The organism is Terrabacter sp. C0L_2 (genome assembly GCF_036352015.1).
In the GTDB taxonomy this organism is placed as follows: domain Bacteria; phylum Actinomycetota; class Actinomycetes; order Actinomycetales; family Dermatophilaceae; genus Terrabacter; species Terrabacter tumescens.
Window position 1 is genome coordinate 2,118,134 of the sequence record NZ_CP143557.1, and the last position, 15,895, is coordinate 2,134,028.

The window sequence follows — 15,895 nt, forward strand, 5'->3', positions numbered from 1 at the left end:
CCATCGACCGATCACCCCAGAAGGGCCCTTGAGACTCATACTCCCAAGGGCCCTTCGCCTTGTGCTGCAATGCTTCCCGAGTGGCGGCCTTCGTCAGGCGAGGGTCGCGGCCGCCGGTCGCCAGGGCTTGAGCCATGGCGTCTCGGGCCATCCCTCGCGGGCGGCGACGAGCTCGTACATCGTGGCCCCGTCGATGCTCTCGCGGACGATGTCGGCGTGGCCGGCGTGACGGGCGAGCTCCTCGACGAGGTGCATCGCGACCCAGCGCACCGACCAGGCCTCGACGTCGTGAGGGAACCACGGGGCGTCGCGCGGCACGGGCACCGGGGCGGCCAGGTCCGCGCTGCGCAGCACCTCGCGCGTCACGTCACCTTGGGCCGCCAGCGCAGCCAGCAGGGACTCGAGGGTGTCGCCGTCGGTGACCCGGAAGTCATCGCCCCAGGCGGTGGCCTGCTCCTCGACGGACCGGTCGGGTGGCGCCGGCGCCTGGGGCGCGGCGGCCATCCTCTCGGTCCAGCCGCGCTCGCACGTCGTGACGTGCTTGACGAGTCCGCCGATGCTGAGCGCGCCTGCCGTCGGGGCGAGTCGGATCTGCTCCTCGGTGAGGCCGAAGGCGACGGTGGCGAAGGCGTCGCGCTGCTGGTCGAGATAGGCGATGAGGCTCTCGCGCTCGTCGGCGACGGGTGGGACGTGTGCTGCCATGTCGCTGCCTGCTCTCAGTCGTTGCGGTGGACGTAGAGGTCGCGGAGCAGGGCGATCTCCGCGCCGTGGTGGATGAGCTCGCGGTTGATGTGCAGGACGAGCTCGAGGCGCGGGTGCTCGGCCCACGGGCCCTCGCTCGGGCCGCACGGCTCGGTGAGCGCATCGGCGTCCCACCCGCGGACCCCGGCGGTCCAGGCGGCGAATGCCTCGTCGACCTGGCGCAGCGCCTCGTCCGCGGTGGGGGCGTAGTCGAAGGAGAGGTAGTCGACCTCCGGGCCGCCGAAGTGGCTGTGGACGCGCATGCCGAGGACGCCGACGATGACGTGCGCGAGCCGCCACGCGATCGTCGTCATCGGGGCCGGGACCGGCTCCGGGAGGACGAAGTCGATCGTCATCTCGCCGCTGCCGCCTTGGAGCTCGGTCGCGCCCTGCCCGCGCCGGTGGACGTTCCACGCGCCGGGCGTCGGCTCCCAGAGGTACTCCTCGTCGGTGAGGCCCTCGAAGCGGGGGCGCAGCTGGTTGGTCCAGTGCCGGGCGGCCTGGTCGACAAGGACGGAGGTCCAGTCGATGGGGGTCTGTGTCGTGGTCATGGCTCGACCCTCGCAGCCATATAGGACAGTTTCTGTCCGCAGAGCGTGCGAGGCTGTCGGCATGTCCTCGACGTCCGACGGCGGCAACGGCACGACGGCCCGCGTGCTCCGCCTGCTCGACCTGCTGCAGAGCCGCCCGGTCTGGAGCGGCACCGAGCTCGCCGAGCGGCTCGGCGTCACGACCCGGAGCGTGCGGCGCGACGTCGAGCGTCTGCGCGACCTCGGCTACCCGGTCAACGCCGCCCACGGCGCCGGCGGCGGCTACCAGCTCGGTGCAGGACGACGGCTGCCGCCCCTGCTGCTCGACGACACCGAGGCGGTCGCCGTCGCCGTGTGCCTGCGGCTCGCGGCCGGTGGCACCGTCGAGGGGCTCGGCGAGGCCGCCGTGCGCACGCTCGCCAAGCTCGACCAAGTGCTCCCGGGGCGCCTCCGCGCCCAGGTCGACGCCATCCACGAGGCGACCGTCACCCTCGACTCCGGCGCCACCCCCGTCGACGCCGCGACGCTGCTGCTCCTCGCCCGCGCCTGCCGCGAGACCGAGCGCGTCACCTTCGCGTATGCCGGCCCGCGCGGTTCCGGCGAACGCCGCGTCGAGCCCTATCGCCTCGTCGCCACAGGCCGTCGCTGGTACCTCCTCGCCTACGACCTCGACCGCGAGGACTGGCGCACCTTCCGGCTCGACCGGATGGCCGACGCCGAGACGCGCGGATGGCGCTTCCGCCCGCGGGACGACGCGCCCGACGCGGCCGAGCACGTGCAGCGGTCCATCTCGCGCGATGCCTACGACCACGTCGCGCGGGTGCGCATCGAGGCCCCGAAGGCACTGGTGGAGAAGCAGATCCCGGCCTCGGTCGGCACGGTGACGGCGGACGGGCCGCACGCCTGCGTCTTCGAGGCAGGCGGCAACCACCTCGGCTTCATGGCGATGCACATCGGCGCGCTGCCGTGGGAGATGACGGTCCTCGACCCGCCGGAGCTACGGGACGTCATGCGCGAGCAGGCGGCCCGGATGCTCCGCGCCGCTCAGAGCCTCCCGGACATCTCCGTCGAGTGAGCGCCCCGTCCCACCACATCTGTGGCGGGGCGCTCACTCGACATGGCGGCGGGAGCTGCGTACTGGTCGAGTGAGCGCCCCGTCCCACCGTGTCTGTGGCGGGGCGCTCACTCGACATGGGGTTGTGATGAGTCAGCCGGTGTTGCGCAGTCCCGCGGCGATGCCGTTGATCGTCAGCAGCAGGGCCCGCTGGACGTCGGCGTCGGGCTCGACGTCGTCGGGCACGGCGCGCGACCGCGCGAGGAGCGAGGTCTGCAGCGCGTGCAGCGGCGCGAGGTAGCTGTCGCGCAGGTCCAGGGTGCGACGCAGCACCGGGGCCGACTCGAGCAGCTCCTTCTGGCCGGTCACGCGCAGCACCTCCTCGACGGTGCGCGCGTGCTCCTCGCGGATGACGTCGAAGACCCCGGCGACCTCGTCGGGCACGAGGGTGCGCACGTAGCCGGCCGCGATGTCGAGGTCCGACTTCGTCAGCGTCATCTGCACGTTCGAGAGGAAGGTGCGGAAGAAGGACCACGAGCCGTACATCTCGCGCAGGGTGCGCTCCCGGCCGTCCTCCCGCGCCGCGGCGAGGCCGGAGCCCACGCCGAACCAGCCTGGCAGGATGATCCGCGACTGGGTCCAGCCGAAGACCCACGGGATCGCCCGCAGGTCCTCGAGACCGCCGTCGCCACCGGGGCGCTTGGCCGGGCGGGAGCCGATGTTCATCTTGCCCAGCTCGTCGACCGGTGTGGCCGAGACGAAGAAGGGCACGAGGCGCGCGTCGCCGACCAGCCCGCGGTAGGCATCCTGGCCTCGGCCCGCGACGAGGTCCATCGTCCCGTTCCAGCCGTCGAGGACGTCGCGGGGCAGCAGCGAGCGACGGTGCAGGACCGACGCCTCGAGGACTGCGGCCAGGGCCGTCTCGAGGTTGAACCGGGCCAGCCCGGGCAGCGTGTACTTGTCGCTGATGACCTCGCCCTGCTCGGTGATCTTGATCGGCCCGTCGAGGCTGCCGTAGGGCTGCGACAGGATCGCCTCGCCCGTCGGGCCACCCCCGCGGCCGACCGAGCCGCCCCGGCCGTGGAAGAGGCGCAGCGTGACGCCGTGCTCTCGCGCGACGTCACGCAGGGCCCGCTGGGCGCGGTGGATCTGCCACTGCGACGCGGCGATCCCTGCGTCCTTGGAGGAGTCGGAGTAGCCGAGCATGATCTCCTGCACATCGCCGCGAGCCGCGACGACGCGGCGGTAGGACGCGTCGGAGAGCAGCGCGTCGAGCAGCGGCCCGGCGGCCTCGAGCTCGGCGACGGTCTCGAAGAGGGGAGCGAAGCCGATGCGCGCCGTGGCGGGCGTCGACCCGGTGCCGAGGTCGAGCAGCCCTGCCTCGCGGGCGAGGACGACGACGGCGAAGAGGTCGTCGACGTCGTGGGTCATCGACACGATGTAGGTCTCGATCGCCTCGGGCCCGTAGGCGTCGAGGGCCTGGCGGATCGCGGTCATGAGCGACAGCGACGCGGCTGCCGCCTCGCCGACGTCGTGCGCGCCCAGCCCGACGCCCGTCAGCGGTCGGCGCGAGGCCATCTCCCGCGACAGCAACGCGATCCGCGCGGGGCGGTCGAGCTCCCGGTAGGGGGTGTCGAGCTCGCCGATGCGGTCGTAGAGCTCCGCGAGGGCGGCGTGGTGCTTGGCGCTGTGCTCGCGCACGTCGAGCGTGGCCAGCCCCGTCCCCGTCGCGACGGCGGCGCGGATGAGCCGCAGGATCGCGCCGTCGCCGGTGAGGGTGTCCCCGCCCGCGAGCATCGACTCGCGGATGAGGACGAGGTCCTCGAGCAGCTCGTCGAAGCTCGAGTAGTCGCGGCCCGGCTCGTGCGGTGTGCCGTGCGCGAGCCGGTCGCGGGTGCGCAGCAGGCGGACGCGGACGAAGCTGAGCTTGAGCCGGTAGGGCTCCTCGGCGTTGAGGCGACGCACCGCGTCGTAGGTCACGGGCAGCGCCTCGGCGTCGCGCTCGAGGCTCTCGCTCAGGGCGTCCGTGACCTCGACGAAACGCGTCGAGGACGACAGCTCGTGCAGCATGTGGTCGAGCTTGTCGACGAGCTCGCTGAGGCCGGCCTCGTGCTGGAGGCCGATGACCGCGAGGGTGACCTCGGGCGTCACGTTCGGGTTGCCGTCACGGTCGCCCCCGGCCCAGGCCCCGAAGCGCAGCGGACGCGCCGACGGCGGCAGCTGCACGCCGATGCCGGCCAGGGTCCGGTCCAGCTCGGCGAGCAGGTCGGGCACGACCTGCTCGGCGAGGAAGCGCAGGGTGTGCATCGCGGTGCGCGCCTCGTCGGTGGGCTCCGGTCGCACGATGCGCAGCTCGTCGGTCTGCCACATCATGTCGACGAGCTCGGCGAGCCGGCGCTCGGCGCGCGGGCCCTCGGACGCCGGTCGGCGCGGGTCCTCGAGCTCGGTGACGGTGACGGCGATGCGCCGGAGCAGGTTGAGGACCGTGCGGCGCGTGGCCTCGGTCGGGTGGGCCGTGAACACCGGCCGGTACTCGAGCCGGGCCAGCACGGACTCCAGCTCGTCACGCTCGAGCGTGCCGGCCTCGAGCGCCTCGCCGATGCGCCGCACCGTGCCCGCGAGCGGTGCCTCGTCGACGGCCGCGAGCTCCTGCCCACGGTGCAGCTGCTCGGTGACGTTGACGAGCTGGAAGTAGGCGGTGAACGCCCGGGCCAGGACGACGGCTGTCGGGGCGTCGACCCCGTCGAGCAGCGCGCGCAGGTCGTCGTCCTCGGGCTCGCGGGCCAGGGCTCGCACCTGCTCGACGAGCGCGAGCAGCTCCGGTCCCTCGTGCCGAGTGAGCGCCTCGCCGAGGAGGGTGCCCAGCTGGCGCACGGACGCCCGAAGGGCCGCGTGCTGCTGCGCCGAGGACACCCCGGAGGCGAACGTCGCGGCGTCCGGCTCGCGGCGGTCGGCCTCGAGGAGCTGCTCGGTCGTGGTGTGGCCGTGGTCGGTCATGGTCCAGTCGTACCGCGTCGAGGTTTCGGACGTGTGTCGTGTCCCACCATGGGGACGGGCGCCGGCACGTCGCCCGTCCGGGTGACTCCTCGGAGGTCGCGTGGCGTGCGGACCTGTGACCGCTGCGAGGATGACGTCATGAGCACCGGAACCCTCGTCCTCGCGGCCACCCCGATCGGCGACCCTCTCGACGCGGCCCCGCGGCTCGCGCAGGAGCTCGCGACCGCCGACGTCGTCGCGGCCGAGGACACCCGACGCCTGCGCCGCCTGCTCGGCGAGCTCGCCGTCACGCCCACCGGGTCGGTCGTCAGCTACCACGAGCACAACGAGGCGGCCCGCACCCCGGACCTCGTCGCCCGTCTCGTCGCCGGCGAGCGCGTCGTCGTCGTCACCGATGCCGGGATGCCGTCCGTCTCCGACCCGGGCTACCGTCTCGTCGCCGCTGCGGTCGAGGCGGGCGTACGCGTGACGTGCGTCCCGGGGCCGAGCGCGGTCCTCATGGCGCTCGCCGTGTCGGGCCTGCCCGTCGACCGGTTCTGCTTCGACGGCTTCCTCCCGCGCAAGCCGGGGGAGCGGGCCAAGGTGCTGGCCGAGGTCGCCGACGAGCGCCGCACCATCGTCTTCTTCGAGGCGCCGCACCGGCTCGCGGAGACGCTGACCGCGATGCGCGACGCCTTCGGCCCCGACCGACGCGCCGCCGTGTGCCGCGAGCTGACGAAGACCTACGAGGAGGTCCGCCGCGGCACCCTGGCGGAGCTCGCCCTGTGGGCCGCCGACGGCGTCAAGGGCGAGATCACGATCGTCGTGGCGGGTGCCGAGCGGGGGGTGCCCTCCCTCGAGGACGCCGTTGCCGGCATACGACAGCGGGTCGACGCGGGGGAGCGGCTCAAGGACGTCGCGGCCGACGTCGCGTCACGGACGGGACTGTCCAAGAAGGCGCTCTACGACGCCTCGCTCGCGGCGCGCTGACCCGCGACCACGCCACCGCGCCGCCTCTCGGGAGCGTCTCGACAGGCGAGCCCCTTGCCGCGAGGGGAACAGCGGGTAAGGCTTGCGTAGTTCTCTCCTCGGGGCCGGCGCACCGCCCGGCCGAGTCGACAGCACAGCGAAGGAGCACGGCATGGCTACCACCCGCACCGCCAGCACGCACTGGGAGGGCTCGCTCTTCGAGGGCTCCGGACAGGTCAGCCTCGAGAGCTCGGGCATCGGCACCTACGACGTCAACTGGCCCTCGCGGGCGGAGTCGTCGAACGGCAAGACGAGCCCCGAGGAGCTCATCGCTGCAGCGCACTCCTCGTGCTACTCGATGGCCCTGTCCAACGGACTCGCCCAGGCCGGCACACCGGCCACCACGCTCGACACGACGGCCAACGTCACCTTCGTCCCCGGCACGGGCATCACCGAGATCGCGCTGAGCGTCGTCGGTGACGTCCCGGGCATCTCCGCCGAGGACTTCCAGGCGGCCGCCGAGGACGCCAAGACCAACTGCCCGGTGAGCCAGGCCCTCAAGGCCGTGCCGATCTCGCTCGAGGCACGCCTGGGCTGAGCGCCCTTCTCACGCCGATCGGCGCCGACCCGCTTGGGTCGGCGCCGATCGTCGTCTGCTGCAGGCGATCTCGACGGGGAAGGTTCAGGCGGACTCGACCGTCGTCCGGTAGGCGTCGAGCATGGACTGCCAGTTCTGCCCGAACTGCTCCGCCTGCTCCTGCGAGTCGTTGCCGTCCTGCTCGAGCGTGACGGTCGTCGGCCCGGAGTCGTCGCCCTCGAGCGTGTAGACGATCGTGTGGTAGTTCTCGGGACGGTCCTCCTGGCCCATGAGTGGGCTGTAGTGCGTGACCGAGAGACGCCGGGGCGCGTCGACCTCGAGCACCTCTCCCTTGTCCTGGTAGGGCTTGCCGTCCATCTCGCCCTGCCACGTGATCGGGCTGCCGACCTGCCAGTCGGTGCTGAGCTCGGTGCCGACCATCCATTGTCGGACGGTGTCCGGGTCGGTGAGCGCGTGCCACGCCTGCTGCGGCGTGGCGTCGACCGTGACCTTCGCGTGTGCAACATGACCAGTCATCCCCCTGTCCTACTCCCGTGGGGACCTCGAGAGGGCGTATGCCGTGGGCCCACTTCGCGTCGGCCGTGACGGAGGCCATGGGTGGGCCGTGCGATCGGCGGTGGGGTGACCGACCGGAAGGCGCGCGCGGCGGCCGGCGCGGCCCGCCTAGGATTCACGGCATGAGCAATGTCCTGTCTGCCGTCGCCTGGCCGTACACCAACGGCCCGCGCCACATCGGCCACGTGGCCGGTTTCGGTGTGCCCTCCGACGTGTTCAGCAGGTACATGCGGATGGCGGGGCACGACGTCCTCATGGTCTCGGGCACCGACGAGCACGGCACGCCGATCCTCGTCCTCGCCGAGGAGGAGGGCCTGAGCCCGCAGGAGCTCGTCGACAAGTACAACGCCGTCATCGCCCAGGACCTCACCGACCTCGGACTGTCCTACGACCTCTTCACCCGCACGACGACGCGCAACCACTACGCCGTCGTCCAGGAGATGTTCCGCCAGGTCCACGCCAACGGCTACATGGTCGAGCAGACGACCCGTGGCGCCATCAGCCCGTCGACGGGCCGCACGCTGCCCGACCGCTACATCGAGGGCACGTGTCCCATCTGCTCTTTCCCCGAGGCGCGCGGCGACCAGTGCGACAACTGCGGCAACCAGCTCGACGCCGACGAGCTGATCAACCCGCGCAGCAAGATCAACGGCGAGACGCCGGAGTTCATCGAGACCCAGCACTTCTTCCTCGACCTGCCGGCGCTCGCCGGCGCGCTGGGGGAGTGGCTCGACGGCCGCGAGGCGTCGGGCACCTGGCGGCCCAACGTCATCAAGTTCTCCAAGAACCTGCTCAAGGACGTCCGCCCGCGCGCGATGTCGCGCGACATCGACTGGGGCATCCCGATCCCGCTCGAGGGCTGGGAGGACAACCCCACCAAGCGCCTCTACGTGTGGTTCGACGCCGTCATCGGCTACCTGTCCGCCTCGATCGAGTGGGCCCGCCGCATCGGCGAGCCCGAGCGCTGGCGCGAGTGGTGGAACGACCCGTCGGCGGTGTCCTACTACTTCCAGGGCAAGGACAACATCACCTTCCACAGCCAGATCTGGCCCGCCGAGCTGCTCGCCTACGCCGGTCGCGGCGACAAGGGCGGCGAGCCGGGCGAGTACGGCACGCTCAACCTGCCGACCGAGGTCGTGGCGAGCGAGTTCATGACGCTCGAGGGCAAGCAGTTCTCGACGTCGCGCAAGCACGTCATCTACGTCCAGGACATCGTCGCGCGCTACGGCCCCGACCCGATCCGCTACTTCATCTGCGCGGCCGGCCCCGAGAACCAGGACGCCGACTTCTCCTGGGCCGAGTTCGTCCAGCGCAACAACAGCGAGCTCGTCGCGGGCTGGGGCAACCTCGTCAACCGCACGGCCGCGATGATCGCCAAGAGCTTCGGCGAGATCCCGCAGCCGTATGCCGTCGAGCCCGTCGACGAGGAGCTGCTCGCGACCGTGCGGGGTGCCTTCGCGACCGTCGGCGCCTCCCTCGAGCGGCACCGGCAGAAGGCCGCCCTCGGGGAGGTCATGCGCGTCGTCGGCGAGGCCAACGCGTACGTGTCGAAGACCGAGCCGTTCAAGCTCAAGGGCGACGACCAGCGCGAGCGGCTCTCCACCGTGCTGTACACGCTGGCCCAAGCCGTCTCAGATATCAATACGCTCATCTCACCGTTCCTGCCCCACGCCGCCAACCGCGTCCACGCAGTCCTCGGGGGCGACGGCGAGTTCATGCCGATGCCGCGGCTGGAGGTCGTGGGCGACCTCGACGACGACACCCGCAGCTACCCCGTCATCACCGGCGAGTACTCCTCGACGCCGCGCTGGGAGTCGCGTCCGGTCGTCGTCGGGACGCCCATCGCCAAGCCGACCGGTGTCTTCGTCAAGCTCGACCCCGAGCAGGTCATCGAGGACGAGCGGGCCCGCCTCGGCGACGCCGCACCAGGCGGCACGCGCCACCACACCGACCCGCTCGCCGCGCCCAACATGGCAGCGCCGAAGCAGGCCAAGGGCACCGACGAGGCGCCGACCGCATGAGCTCGCACGCGTCGGGGCAGCGGGGACTGCCGGAGACCCTGCCGGACCCGCTGCCCATCGACGTCGTCGACAACCACGTCCACCTCGACATCACGCGGGAGGGGGACGAGCCGTTCGACGTCGCCGACGCCATCAAGGCCGCCCGGTCGGTCGGGGTGACGCGCCTCGTCCAGGTCGGCTGCGACCTCGACGGCATCCGCTTCACCATGGATGCCATCGACGCGCACCACGAGCTCGTCGGCGGAATCGCCTTGCACCCCAACGAGGTTCCGCGCCTCGCGGCTGCAGGTCAGCTCGAGGAGGCCTATGCCGAGGTCGAGCGGTGCGCGGCCCACGACCGCATCCGCGTCATCGGCGAGACCGGCCTCGACTACTTCCGCACCGGGCCCGAGGGCGTCCCCGTCCAGCAGGACGGCTTCCGTTGGCACATCGACCTCGCCAAGAGGCTGGGCAAGGCCCTCCAGATCCACGACCGCGACGCCCACGCCGACGTGCTGCGGATCCTGAAGGAGGAGGGGGCGCCCGAGCACACGGTGCTGCACTGCTTCTCGGGCGACCTCGCGATGGCCCGGGAGTGCGTCGAGCGCGGCTACTACCTCAGCTTCGCGGGGACCGTGACGTTCAAGAACGCACGCGACCTGCGCGACGCCCTGACGGCGATCCCGCTCGACCGGATCCTCGTCGAGACCGACGCGCCCTACCTCGCTCCCGCGCCGCACCGGGGGGCCACGAACGCCTCGTTCCTCGTGCCGGTGACCGTCCGCGCCATGGCCGCCGTGCTCAACCTAGACGTGCCCACGCTGTGCCGCGCGGTGTCCGAGAACAGCGAGCGCGTGTACGGTCCGTGGGGCGCCGACCGAACCGGGCAAACCGCCTAGCGCACGCCAGATCGTCGCGTCCAGCGGGACGCGTTGCCGTTACCGAAATTTGACCTTGTCGCCGTCGATCGGTCACTGTGGACGACTGTTGGCCGGTTGCTGCCCCGCATCGACCTCCTCCCGACGACGTGAGGAGGATGGATCGAGAGCGCGTTGCACCCGGATAGATCGACGTTCGGAGTGTTTTGATTTCTCGCAACGCCAAGATCCTGGCCGCCACTGGCGCGGCCGTCGTCCTCACCGGTGGCGCCGTCGGCGCGGCCCAGCTCGACAAGGCCGTCAACCTCTCCGTCGACGGCACCGCGAGCACCGCACACGTCTTCGGCAGCACTGTCGCTGACGTCCTCGACAGCCAGGGGATCTCCGTGAAGCCGGGCGACGTCGTCGTGCCCGCCGCGGACGCCCCCATCAGCGACGGCCAGACGGTCACCGTCAAGTACGCCCGGCTGCTGACGCTCACCGTCGACGGCAAGACCCGTCAGCTGCGCACCACCGAGACCACGGTCGACGGGGCGCTGCTCGCGCTCGGTCTCCGCGGCGAGGGTGCCCGCCTGTCCGTCTCGCGTTCGCAGACCATCGGTCGCCAGGGCCTCGCCCTGACCGTCGTCACCCCCAAGGCCGTCACGGTCGTGGTCGACGGCAAGACGACCACGAAGACCATCGCCGCCGCCACGGTCGGCGAGGCGCTGACCCAGCTCGGCGTGCGCGTCGGCAAGGCCGACAAGGTCAACCCGCCCGTCACGACGCCGCTGACGTCCGGCCTCAAGGTCGCCGTCCAGCGCGTGCAGACCAAGGACAAGAACGTCACCAAGGCGATCGCCTTCGGCACGACCAAGCAGAAGACCGCCGACCTCTACAGCGACCAGACCAAGGTCGCGCGAGCCGGCGTCGCCGGCCAGCGCACCGTGACGGTCCGCACCACGGTCGTCGACGGCAAGGTCGTCTCCACCAAGGAGGTCTCCTCCACGGTCACCAAGGCCCCCGTCAACCGGGTCCTGCTCGTCGGCACCAAGGCCCGTCCCGCGGCTGCCAAGAGCTCGTCGACCACGACGTCCACGCGCACGACGTCCGGTGCGGGGCTCAACCTCGCCCGTGCCGCCATGTGGGACTCGATCGCCCAGTGCGAGTCGACCGGCAACTGGCACATCAACACCGGCAACGGCTACTACGGCGGTCTGCAGTTCCTGACCTCCACGTGGCTCGCCTACGGCGGTGGCGACTTCGCGTCGCGCGCCGACCTCGCCTCGCGCGAGCAGCAGATCACCGTCGCCAACCGCGTCTACGCCGACAACGGCATCTCGCAGTGGCAGTGCAAGGCCTGACCTGAGCTGATCTGACCTCAGCACGGCGCAGGCACGCGCGCAGAGGCCCCCGACCGCACGGTCGGGGGCCTCTCGCCGTCTGCATCTCCAGGTGTGCCGTGCCCCACCTTCGTCGAGTGGCCCCGTCGTCCCACGACGAACCTCGTCCACCAGCTCGAGTGGACCCGTCGTCCCACACCCGCGGGTGTGGGACGACGGGGCCACTCGAGTGGGGGTCGGAGCGGTGGGCGCGCGAGCCGGCCGGGCGGCATACGCCCTCGGTCGGGGCGCCATAGGGTGGGCGCATGACGAAGAAGGACGCTGCGCCGCACGTCGACGACGCCGCGCTCCTCGGGGCGGCCCAGGTGCGCGAGCTCGCCGAGCGCCTCGAGGTGCGACCGACCAAGCAGTGGGGCCAGAACTTCGTCGTCGACGCCAACACGGTGCGCAAGATCGTGCGCGTCGCGGGCGTCGGGCCCCACGACGTCGTCGTCGAGGTCGGGCCCGGGCTCGGCTCGCTCACCCTCGCGCTGCTGCCGGTCGTCAAGCACGTCACCGCGGTCGAGGTGGACCCGCGGCTCGCCGGGGCCCTCGAGGAGACCGTCCGCTCGCTCCAGCCCGAGAACGCCGACAAGCTGCGCCTCGTCGCGGCCGACGCCCTGACGGTGACGAAGCTCCCGGGACCCGACCCGACGGCCCTCGTCGCCAACCTGCCGTACAACATCTCGGTGCCGGTCGTGCTCTCCTTCCTCCAGCACTTCCCGACGATCGAGCGCGTCCTCGTCATGGTGCAGCTCGAGGTCGCCGAGCGGCTCGCGGCCAAGCCCGGCAGCAAGATCTACGGCGTCCCGAGCCTCAAGGCCGCGTGGTACGCCGACGTCGAGCTCGCCGGGCGGGTCGGGCGCAACGTCTTCTGGCCGGCGCCGAACGTCGACTCGGGGCTCGTCTCCTTCCGCCGGCGCAAGCCCCCGGAGACCACCGCGAGCCGCGAGGACGTCTTCCGCTGCATCGACGCGGCGTTCCTCCAGCGACGCAAGGCCCTGCGCGGCGCCCTCGCCTCGTGGGCCGGCTCGCCGGACGCCGCCGAGCAGGCTCTCGTCGCTGCGGGCGTCGACCCGCGCACCCGGGGCGAGCAGCTCGACATCACGACCTTCGCCCGGATCGCCGAGGCGCGCCCCGAGGGAGCCGGGACAGCGCAGCCGCGAGTGCGCCGTCGAGGCCATACGTCCTGACGCCGAGCGATCGGCCCCTAGGGTGGGCGCATGACTGTCGCTCCGACCCTGCCCGGCGCGGTGACCGTGCGGGTCCCGGCCAAGGTCAACCTCGAGCTGCGCGTCGGCCCGCGCAGGCCTGACGGCTTCCACGCGCTCGCGACCGTCTACCAGGCGGTCTCGCTCCACGACGAGGTCTCGGTTGCCCGCTGGGACGACTGGCAGGTCGTCGCGGCCGGCGCCTACGCCGACCGCATCCCGACCGACGGCGACAACCTCGCCGTCCGGGCGGCGCGTCTCGTGGCCGACCGGTGGTCCGTCGACGAGCGCCTCTCGATCCGCATCGACAAGGACATCCCGGTCGCCGGCGGCATGGCGGGCGGCTCGGCCGACGCCGCGGCGGCGCTCGTCGCGTGCGACCAGCTCTGGGGGCTGGGCCTCGACCGCGAGGAGCTCGCCGAGCTGGCTGCCACCCTGGGCAGCGACGTCCCCTTCATCCTCTCCGGCGGCAACGCGATGGGCTCGGGGCGCGGCGAGCAGCTCGCGCCCGTGCTCGCGCGCGGCACCTTCCACTGGGTCTTCGCGATCAGCGACACCGGCCTGTCCACCCCGGAGGTGTATGCCGAGTGCGACCGCCTGCGCGAACGTGACGGCATCGACGTGCCCGAGCCCCACGTCAGCCCCGAGCTGATGGCGGCCCTGCGGTCGGGCGACCCGGCGGCTCTTGGCGCCGCGCTGCACAACGACCTCGAGCCGGCCGCCTTCTCGCTGCGGCCCCAGCTGCAGGAGCTGCGCGACGCCGGCGTCGAGCTCGGGGCGCTCGGCGGCATCGTGTCCGGGTCGGGGCCGACGGTCGCGTTCCTCACCGAGAGCCACGAGGCCAGCCTCGACCTGTCGGTGTCGCTCGCGGCCTCCGACCTGTGCCGCGACCTGCGCCGGGCCAGGGGCCCGGTCCACGGCGCCCACGTCGTCACCTCCCCGCGCCACGTCGAGTGAGCACTTCGTCCCACAACGTCGAGTGAGCACTCCGTCCCACACGGTGCGCGGCGAAGGTCGCCTCTGCGCGTGACTGGTGGGACGGAGTGCTCACTCGACGACCGGAGCGCATAGGGTCAGACACCGATGGCAAACCTGATCTCCCTCGAGCGCGTCTCGCTCGTCTTCGGCACCTCCCACGTCCTCGACGACGTCAGCCTCGGTGTCCTCACCGGTGACCGCATCGGCGTCGTCGGCGTCAACGGCGGCGGCAAGTCGACCCTGCTGCGCGTCATGGCGGGCCTGCAGGAGCCCGACTCCGGCCGCATCACCAAGCAGGGCGGCGCCGACGGCATCCGCATCGGCATGCTGAGCCAGGAGGACGCGCTCGACCCCGAGTGGACGATCCGCGAGGCCGTGCTCGGCGACCTGCCCGAGCACGTCTGGGCCGGCGACCCGCGCATCCGCGACGTCCTCACCGGGCTGCTCGGCGGCGTCGGCGCCGAGAATGTCGGCGGCCTCGACAGCCGCGTCGGCCCGAAGTCCGGTGGCGAGCGCCGCCGGCTCGCGCTCGCCCGCCTGCTCGTCTCGGACCCCGAGCTGCTCCTGCTCGACGAGCCGACCAACCACCTCGACGTCGAGGGCGTCGCCTGGCTCGCCGACCACCTGGCGACGAAGCGACCGCGCCCCGGCAACGCGACCGTCGCGATCACCCACGACCGCTGGTTCCTCGACGCCTACGCGACGATGACGTGGGAGGTCGAGAGCGGCAAGGTCAGTGCCTTCGAGGGAGGGTATGCCGCCTACGTCCTCGCGAAGGCCGAGCGCGACCGTCTCGCCGGGGTCGTCGCCGACCGGCGCTCCAACCTCATGCGCAAGGAGCTCGCCTGGCTGCGCCGCGGCGCGCCCGCCCGCACGAGCAAGCCGAAGTTCCGCATCGACGCCGCCAACGCCCTCATCGCCGACGAGCCGGCCCCGCGCAACAGCGTCGAGCTCGCCTCGTTCGCGAGCCGGCGCCTCGGCAAGGACGTCCTCGACCTCGAGGACGTCACCGTGTCGGTCGGGACGGCGCCCCACGAGCGGGTGCTGCTCGACCATGTGACGTGGCGCCTCGCCCCGGGCGAGCGCATCGGCATCGTCGGCGTCAACGGCGCCGGCAAGTCCACGCTGCTCCGCGCCCTCACGGGTGAGATCCCGCTCGACGGAGGCCGCCGCAAGATCGGCAAGACCGTCGCCATCGCCCACCTGACCCAGGAGGTCCGCGAGCTCGAGCGCTTCGAGCAGTGGCGCGTCATCGAGGCCATCGAGGACGTCAAGCAGTGGACGATGCTCGGCGACAAGGAGATCAGCGCGAGCCAGCTCGCCACGCGCCTCGGCTTCCCGGGCGGTCGCCAGCAGTCGCGCGTCGGGGACCTCAGCGGTGGCGAGCGCCGCCGGCTTCAGCTGACCCGCCTGCTGCTCACCGAGCCCAACGTCCTCATCCTCGACGAGCCGACCAACGACCTCGACATCGAGACCCTCACCTCGCTCGAGGACGTCCTCGACGGCTGGGCCGGCACGCTCGTCGTGGTCTCCCACGACCGCTACCTGCTCGAGCGGGTCGCCGACAAGCAGCTCGCGCTGCTCGGTGACGGCAAGGTGCGCGAGCTGCCCGGCGGCGTGGAAGAGTACCTCCGGCTCCGGGCCGCGGACATCGCGGGCCAGGCCGCCACCCGGGGCTCCTCGGGCGCCTCGGCACCCGGTCAGGTTGCCGCGTCGTCGGGCACGGCGCGCCCGGCAGAGGACACACCCGCAGGTGCGGCGACGACGGCGAGCCCGGCCGAGGTGCGCGAGGCGCGCAAGGTCATGGCCCGGATCGAGAAGCAGCTCTCGCGCCTGCAGGACCGTGAGGAGCGCCTCCACGGCGACATGGCCGAGAAGGCCACCGACCCCGGGGCGCTCGCGGACCTCAACGCGAAGCTGCAGGCCGTCGTCACCGAGCGCGAGGAGCTCGAGCTCGAGTGGCTCGAGGCCGCGGAGATCGTCGGCTGACCTCGGTCCCCGAGGGCGGGGAGGTCTTGAAAGTATCTTGATATCAAGATACTTT

At 72.1% G+C, this 15,895-nt stretch carries 13 protein-coding genes; 9 read left to right on the forward strand and 4 right to left on the reverse strand.

Translation table 11 applies throughout. From position 1 onward, the window contains the following. Positions 1-93 precede the first annotated feature (93 nt). The gene (locus U5C87_RS09835; RefSeq protein ID WP_330476394.1) at positions 94-702 is read right to left on the reverse strand and encodes a DinB family protein; all 609 of its coding nucleotides are present in this window, start codon (positions 700-702) and stop codon (positions 94-96) included. A gap of 14 nt (positions 703-716) precedes the next feature. Next, entirely contained in the window at positions 717-1,292 is a 576-nt protein-coding gene (locus U5C87_RS09840) for a DinB family protein (protein ID WP_330476395.1), read from the reverse strand. 61 nt (positions 1,293-1,353) lie between these two features. Between U5C87_RS09840 and U5C87_RS09845 the strand changes: the two genes are divergently transcribed. After that, the gene (locus U5C87_RS09845) at positions 1,354-2,346 is read left to right on the forward strand and encodes a helix-turn-helix transcriptional regulator (RefSeq protein WP_330476396.1); all 993 of its coding nucleotides are present in this window, start codon (positions 1,354-1,356) and stop codon (positions 2,344-2,346) included. A 132-nt stretch (positions 2,347-2,478) separates the two neighbouring features. On the opposite strand, the gene ppc is transcribed toward U5C87_RS09845, so the two are convergent. Continuing rightward, positions 2,479-5,322, reverse strand: a complete 2,844-nt coding sequence (gene ppc, locus U5C87_RS09850) for a phosphoenolpyruvate carboxylase (RefSeq protein ID WP_330476397.1) — start codon at positions 5,320-5,322, stop codon at positions 2,479-2,481. Between the two features lie 138 nt (positions 5,323-5,460). On the opposite strand from ppc, the gene rsmI reads away from it, so the two are divergent. Beyond that, positions 5,461-6,291 (forward strand): 16S rRNA (cytidine(1402)-2'-O)-methyltransferase, encoded by an 831-nt coding sequence (gene rsmI, locus U5C87_RS09855; protein WP_330476398.1) that lies wholly within the window; start codon positions 5,461-5,463, stop codon positions 6,289-6,291. A 151-nt stretch (positions 6,292-6,442) separates the two neighbouring features. After that, complete coding sequence (locus U5C87_RS09860) at positions 6,443-6,868, forward strand: OsmC family protein (protein WP_330476399.1); 426 nt, start codon at positions 6,443-6,445, stop codon at positions 6,866-6,868. 84 nt (positions 6,869-6,952) lie between these two features. Here U5C87_RS09860 and U5C87_RS09865 read toward each other — a convergent pair whose 3' ends face one another. Continuing rightward, complete coding sequence (locus U5C87_RS09865; protein ID WP_330476400.1) at positions 6,953-7,384, reverse strand: SRPBCC domain-containing protein; 432 nt, start codon at positions 7,382-7,384, stop codon at positions 6,953-6,955. Positions 7,385-7,545: 161 nt separating this feature from the next. Here U5C87_RS09865 and metG point away from each other — a divergent pair, with 161 nt between their 5' ends. The 6 genes from metG (at position 7,546) to U5C87_RS09895 (ending at position 15,840) form a co-directional block, all read left to right on the forward strand. Next, positions 7,546-9,444 (forward strand): methionine--tRNA ligase, encoded by a 1,899-nt coding sequence (gene metG / locus U5C87_RS09870; RefSeq protein WP_330476401.1) that lies wholly within the window; start codon positions 7,546-7,548, stop codon positions 9,442-9,444. After that, positions 9,441-10,322 (forward strand): TatD family hydrolase, encoded by an 882-nt coding sequence (locus tag U5C87_RS09875; protein ID WP_330476402.1) that lies wholly within the window; start codon positions 9,441-9,443, stop codon positions 10,320-10,322. Before metG ends, U5C87_RS09875 begins: the two co-directional genes overlap by 4 nt. A gap of 185 nt (positions 10,323-10,507) precedes the next feature. Next, positions 10,508-11,644 carry a transglycosylase family protein gene (locus U5C87_RS09880; RefSeq protein ID WP_330476403.1) on the forward strand — a complete coding sequence of 379 codons (1,137 nt, stop codon included), beginning with the start codon at positions 10,508-10,510 and terminating at the stop codon, positions 11,642-11,644. Positions 11,645-11,928: 284 nt separating this feature from the next. Next, positions 11,929-12,855 (forward strand): 16S rRNA (adenine(1518)-N(6)/adenine(1519)-N(6))-dimethyltransferase RsmA, encoded by a 927-nt coding sequence (rsmA, locus tag U5C87_RS09885; protein ID WP_330476404.1) that lies wholly within the window; start codon positions 11,929-11,931, stop codon positions 12,853-12,855. 30 nt (positions 12,856-12,885) lie between these two features. Beyond that, entirely contained in the window at positions 12,886-13,830 is a 945-nt protein-coding gene (locus tag U5C87_RS09890) for a 4-(cytidine 5'-diphospho)-2-C-methyl-D-erythritol kinase (RefSeq protein ID WP_330476405.1), read from the forward strand. Positions 13,831-13,956: 126 nt separating this feature from the next. After that, positions 13,957-15,840, forward strand: a complete 1,884-nt coding sequence (locus tag U5C87_RS09895; RefSeq protein ID WP_330476406.1) for an ABC-F family ATP-binding cassette domain-containing protein — start codon at positions 13,957-13,959, stop codon at positions 15,838-15,840. Positions 15,841-15,895 lie beyond the last annotated feature (55 nt).

Excerpts from the sequence above, each read along its gene's own strand:
- U5C87_RS09835 (WP_330476394.1), bottom strand. The coding sequence starts at position 702 with ATGGCAGCACACGTCCCACCCGTCGCCGACGAGCGCGAGAGCCTCATC.
- U5C87_RS09840 (WP_330476395.1), bottom strand. The coding sequence starts at position 1,292 with ATGACCACGACACAGACCCCCATCGACTGGACCTCCGTCCTTGTCGAC.
- U5C87_RS09845 (WP_330476396.1), top strand. The coding sequence starts at position 1,354 with ATGTCCTCGACGTCCGACGGCGGCAACGGCACGACGGCCCGCGTGCTC.
- ppc (WP_330476397.1), bottom strand. The coding sequence starts at position 5,322 with ATGACCGACCACGGCCACACCACGACCGAGCAGCTCCTCGAGGCCGAC.
- rsmI (WP_330476398.1), top strand. The coding sequence starts at position 5,461 with ATGAGCACCGGAACCCTCGTCCTCGCGGCCACCCCGATCGGCGACCCT.
- U5C87_RS09860 (WP_330476399.1), top strand. The coding sequence starts at position 6,443 with ATGGCTACCACCCGCACCGCCAGCACGCACTGGGAGGGCTCGCTCTTC.
- U5C87_RS09865 (WP_330476400.1), bottom strand. The coding sequence starts at position 7,384 with ATGACTGGTCATGTTGCACACGCGAAGGTCACGGTCGACGCCACGCCG.
- metG (WP_330476401.1), top strand. The coding sequence starts at position 7,546 with ATGAGCAATGTCCTGTCTGCCGTCGCCTGGCCGTACACCAACGGCCCG.
- U5C87_RS09875 (WP_330476402.1), top strand. The coding sequence starts at position 9,441 with ATGAGCTCGCACGCGTCGGGGCAGCGGGGACTGCCGGAGACCCTGCCG.
- rsmA (WP_330476404.1), top strand. The coding sequence starts at position 11,929 with ATGACGAAGAAGGACGCTGCGCCGCACGTCGACGACGCCGCGCTCCTC.
- U5C87_RS09890 (WP_330476405.1), top strand. The coding sequence starts at position 12,886 with ATGACTGTCGCTCCGACCCTGCCCGGCGCGGTGACCGTGCGGGTCCCG.
- U5C87_RS09895 (WP_330476406.1), top strand. The coding sequence starts at position 13,957 with ATGGCAAACCTGATCTCCCTCGAGCGCGTCTCGCTCGTCTTCGGCACC.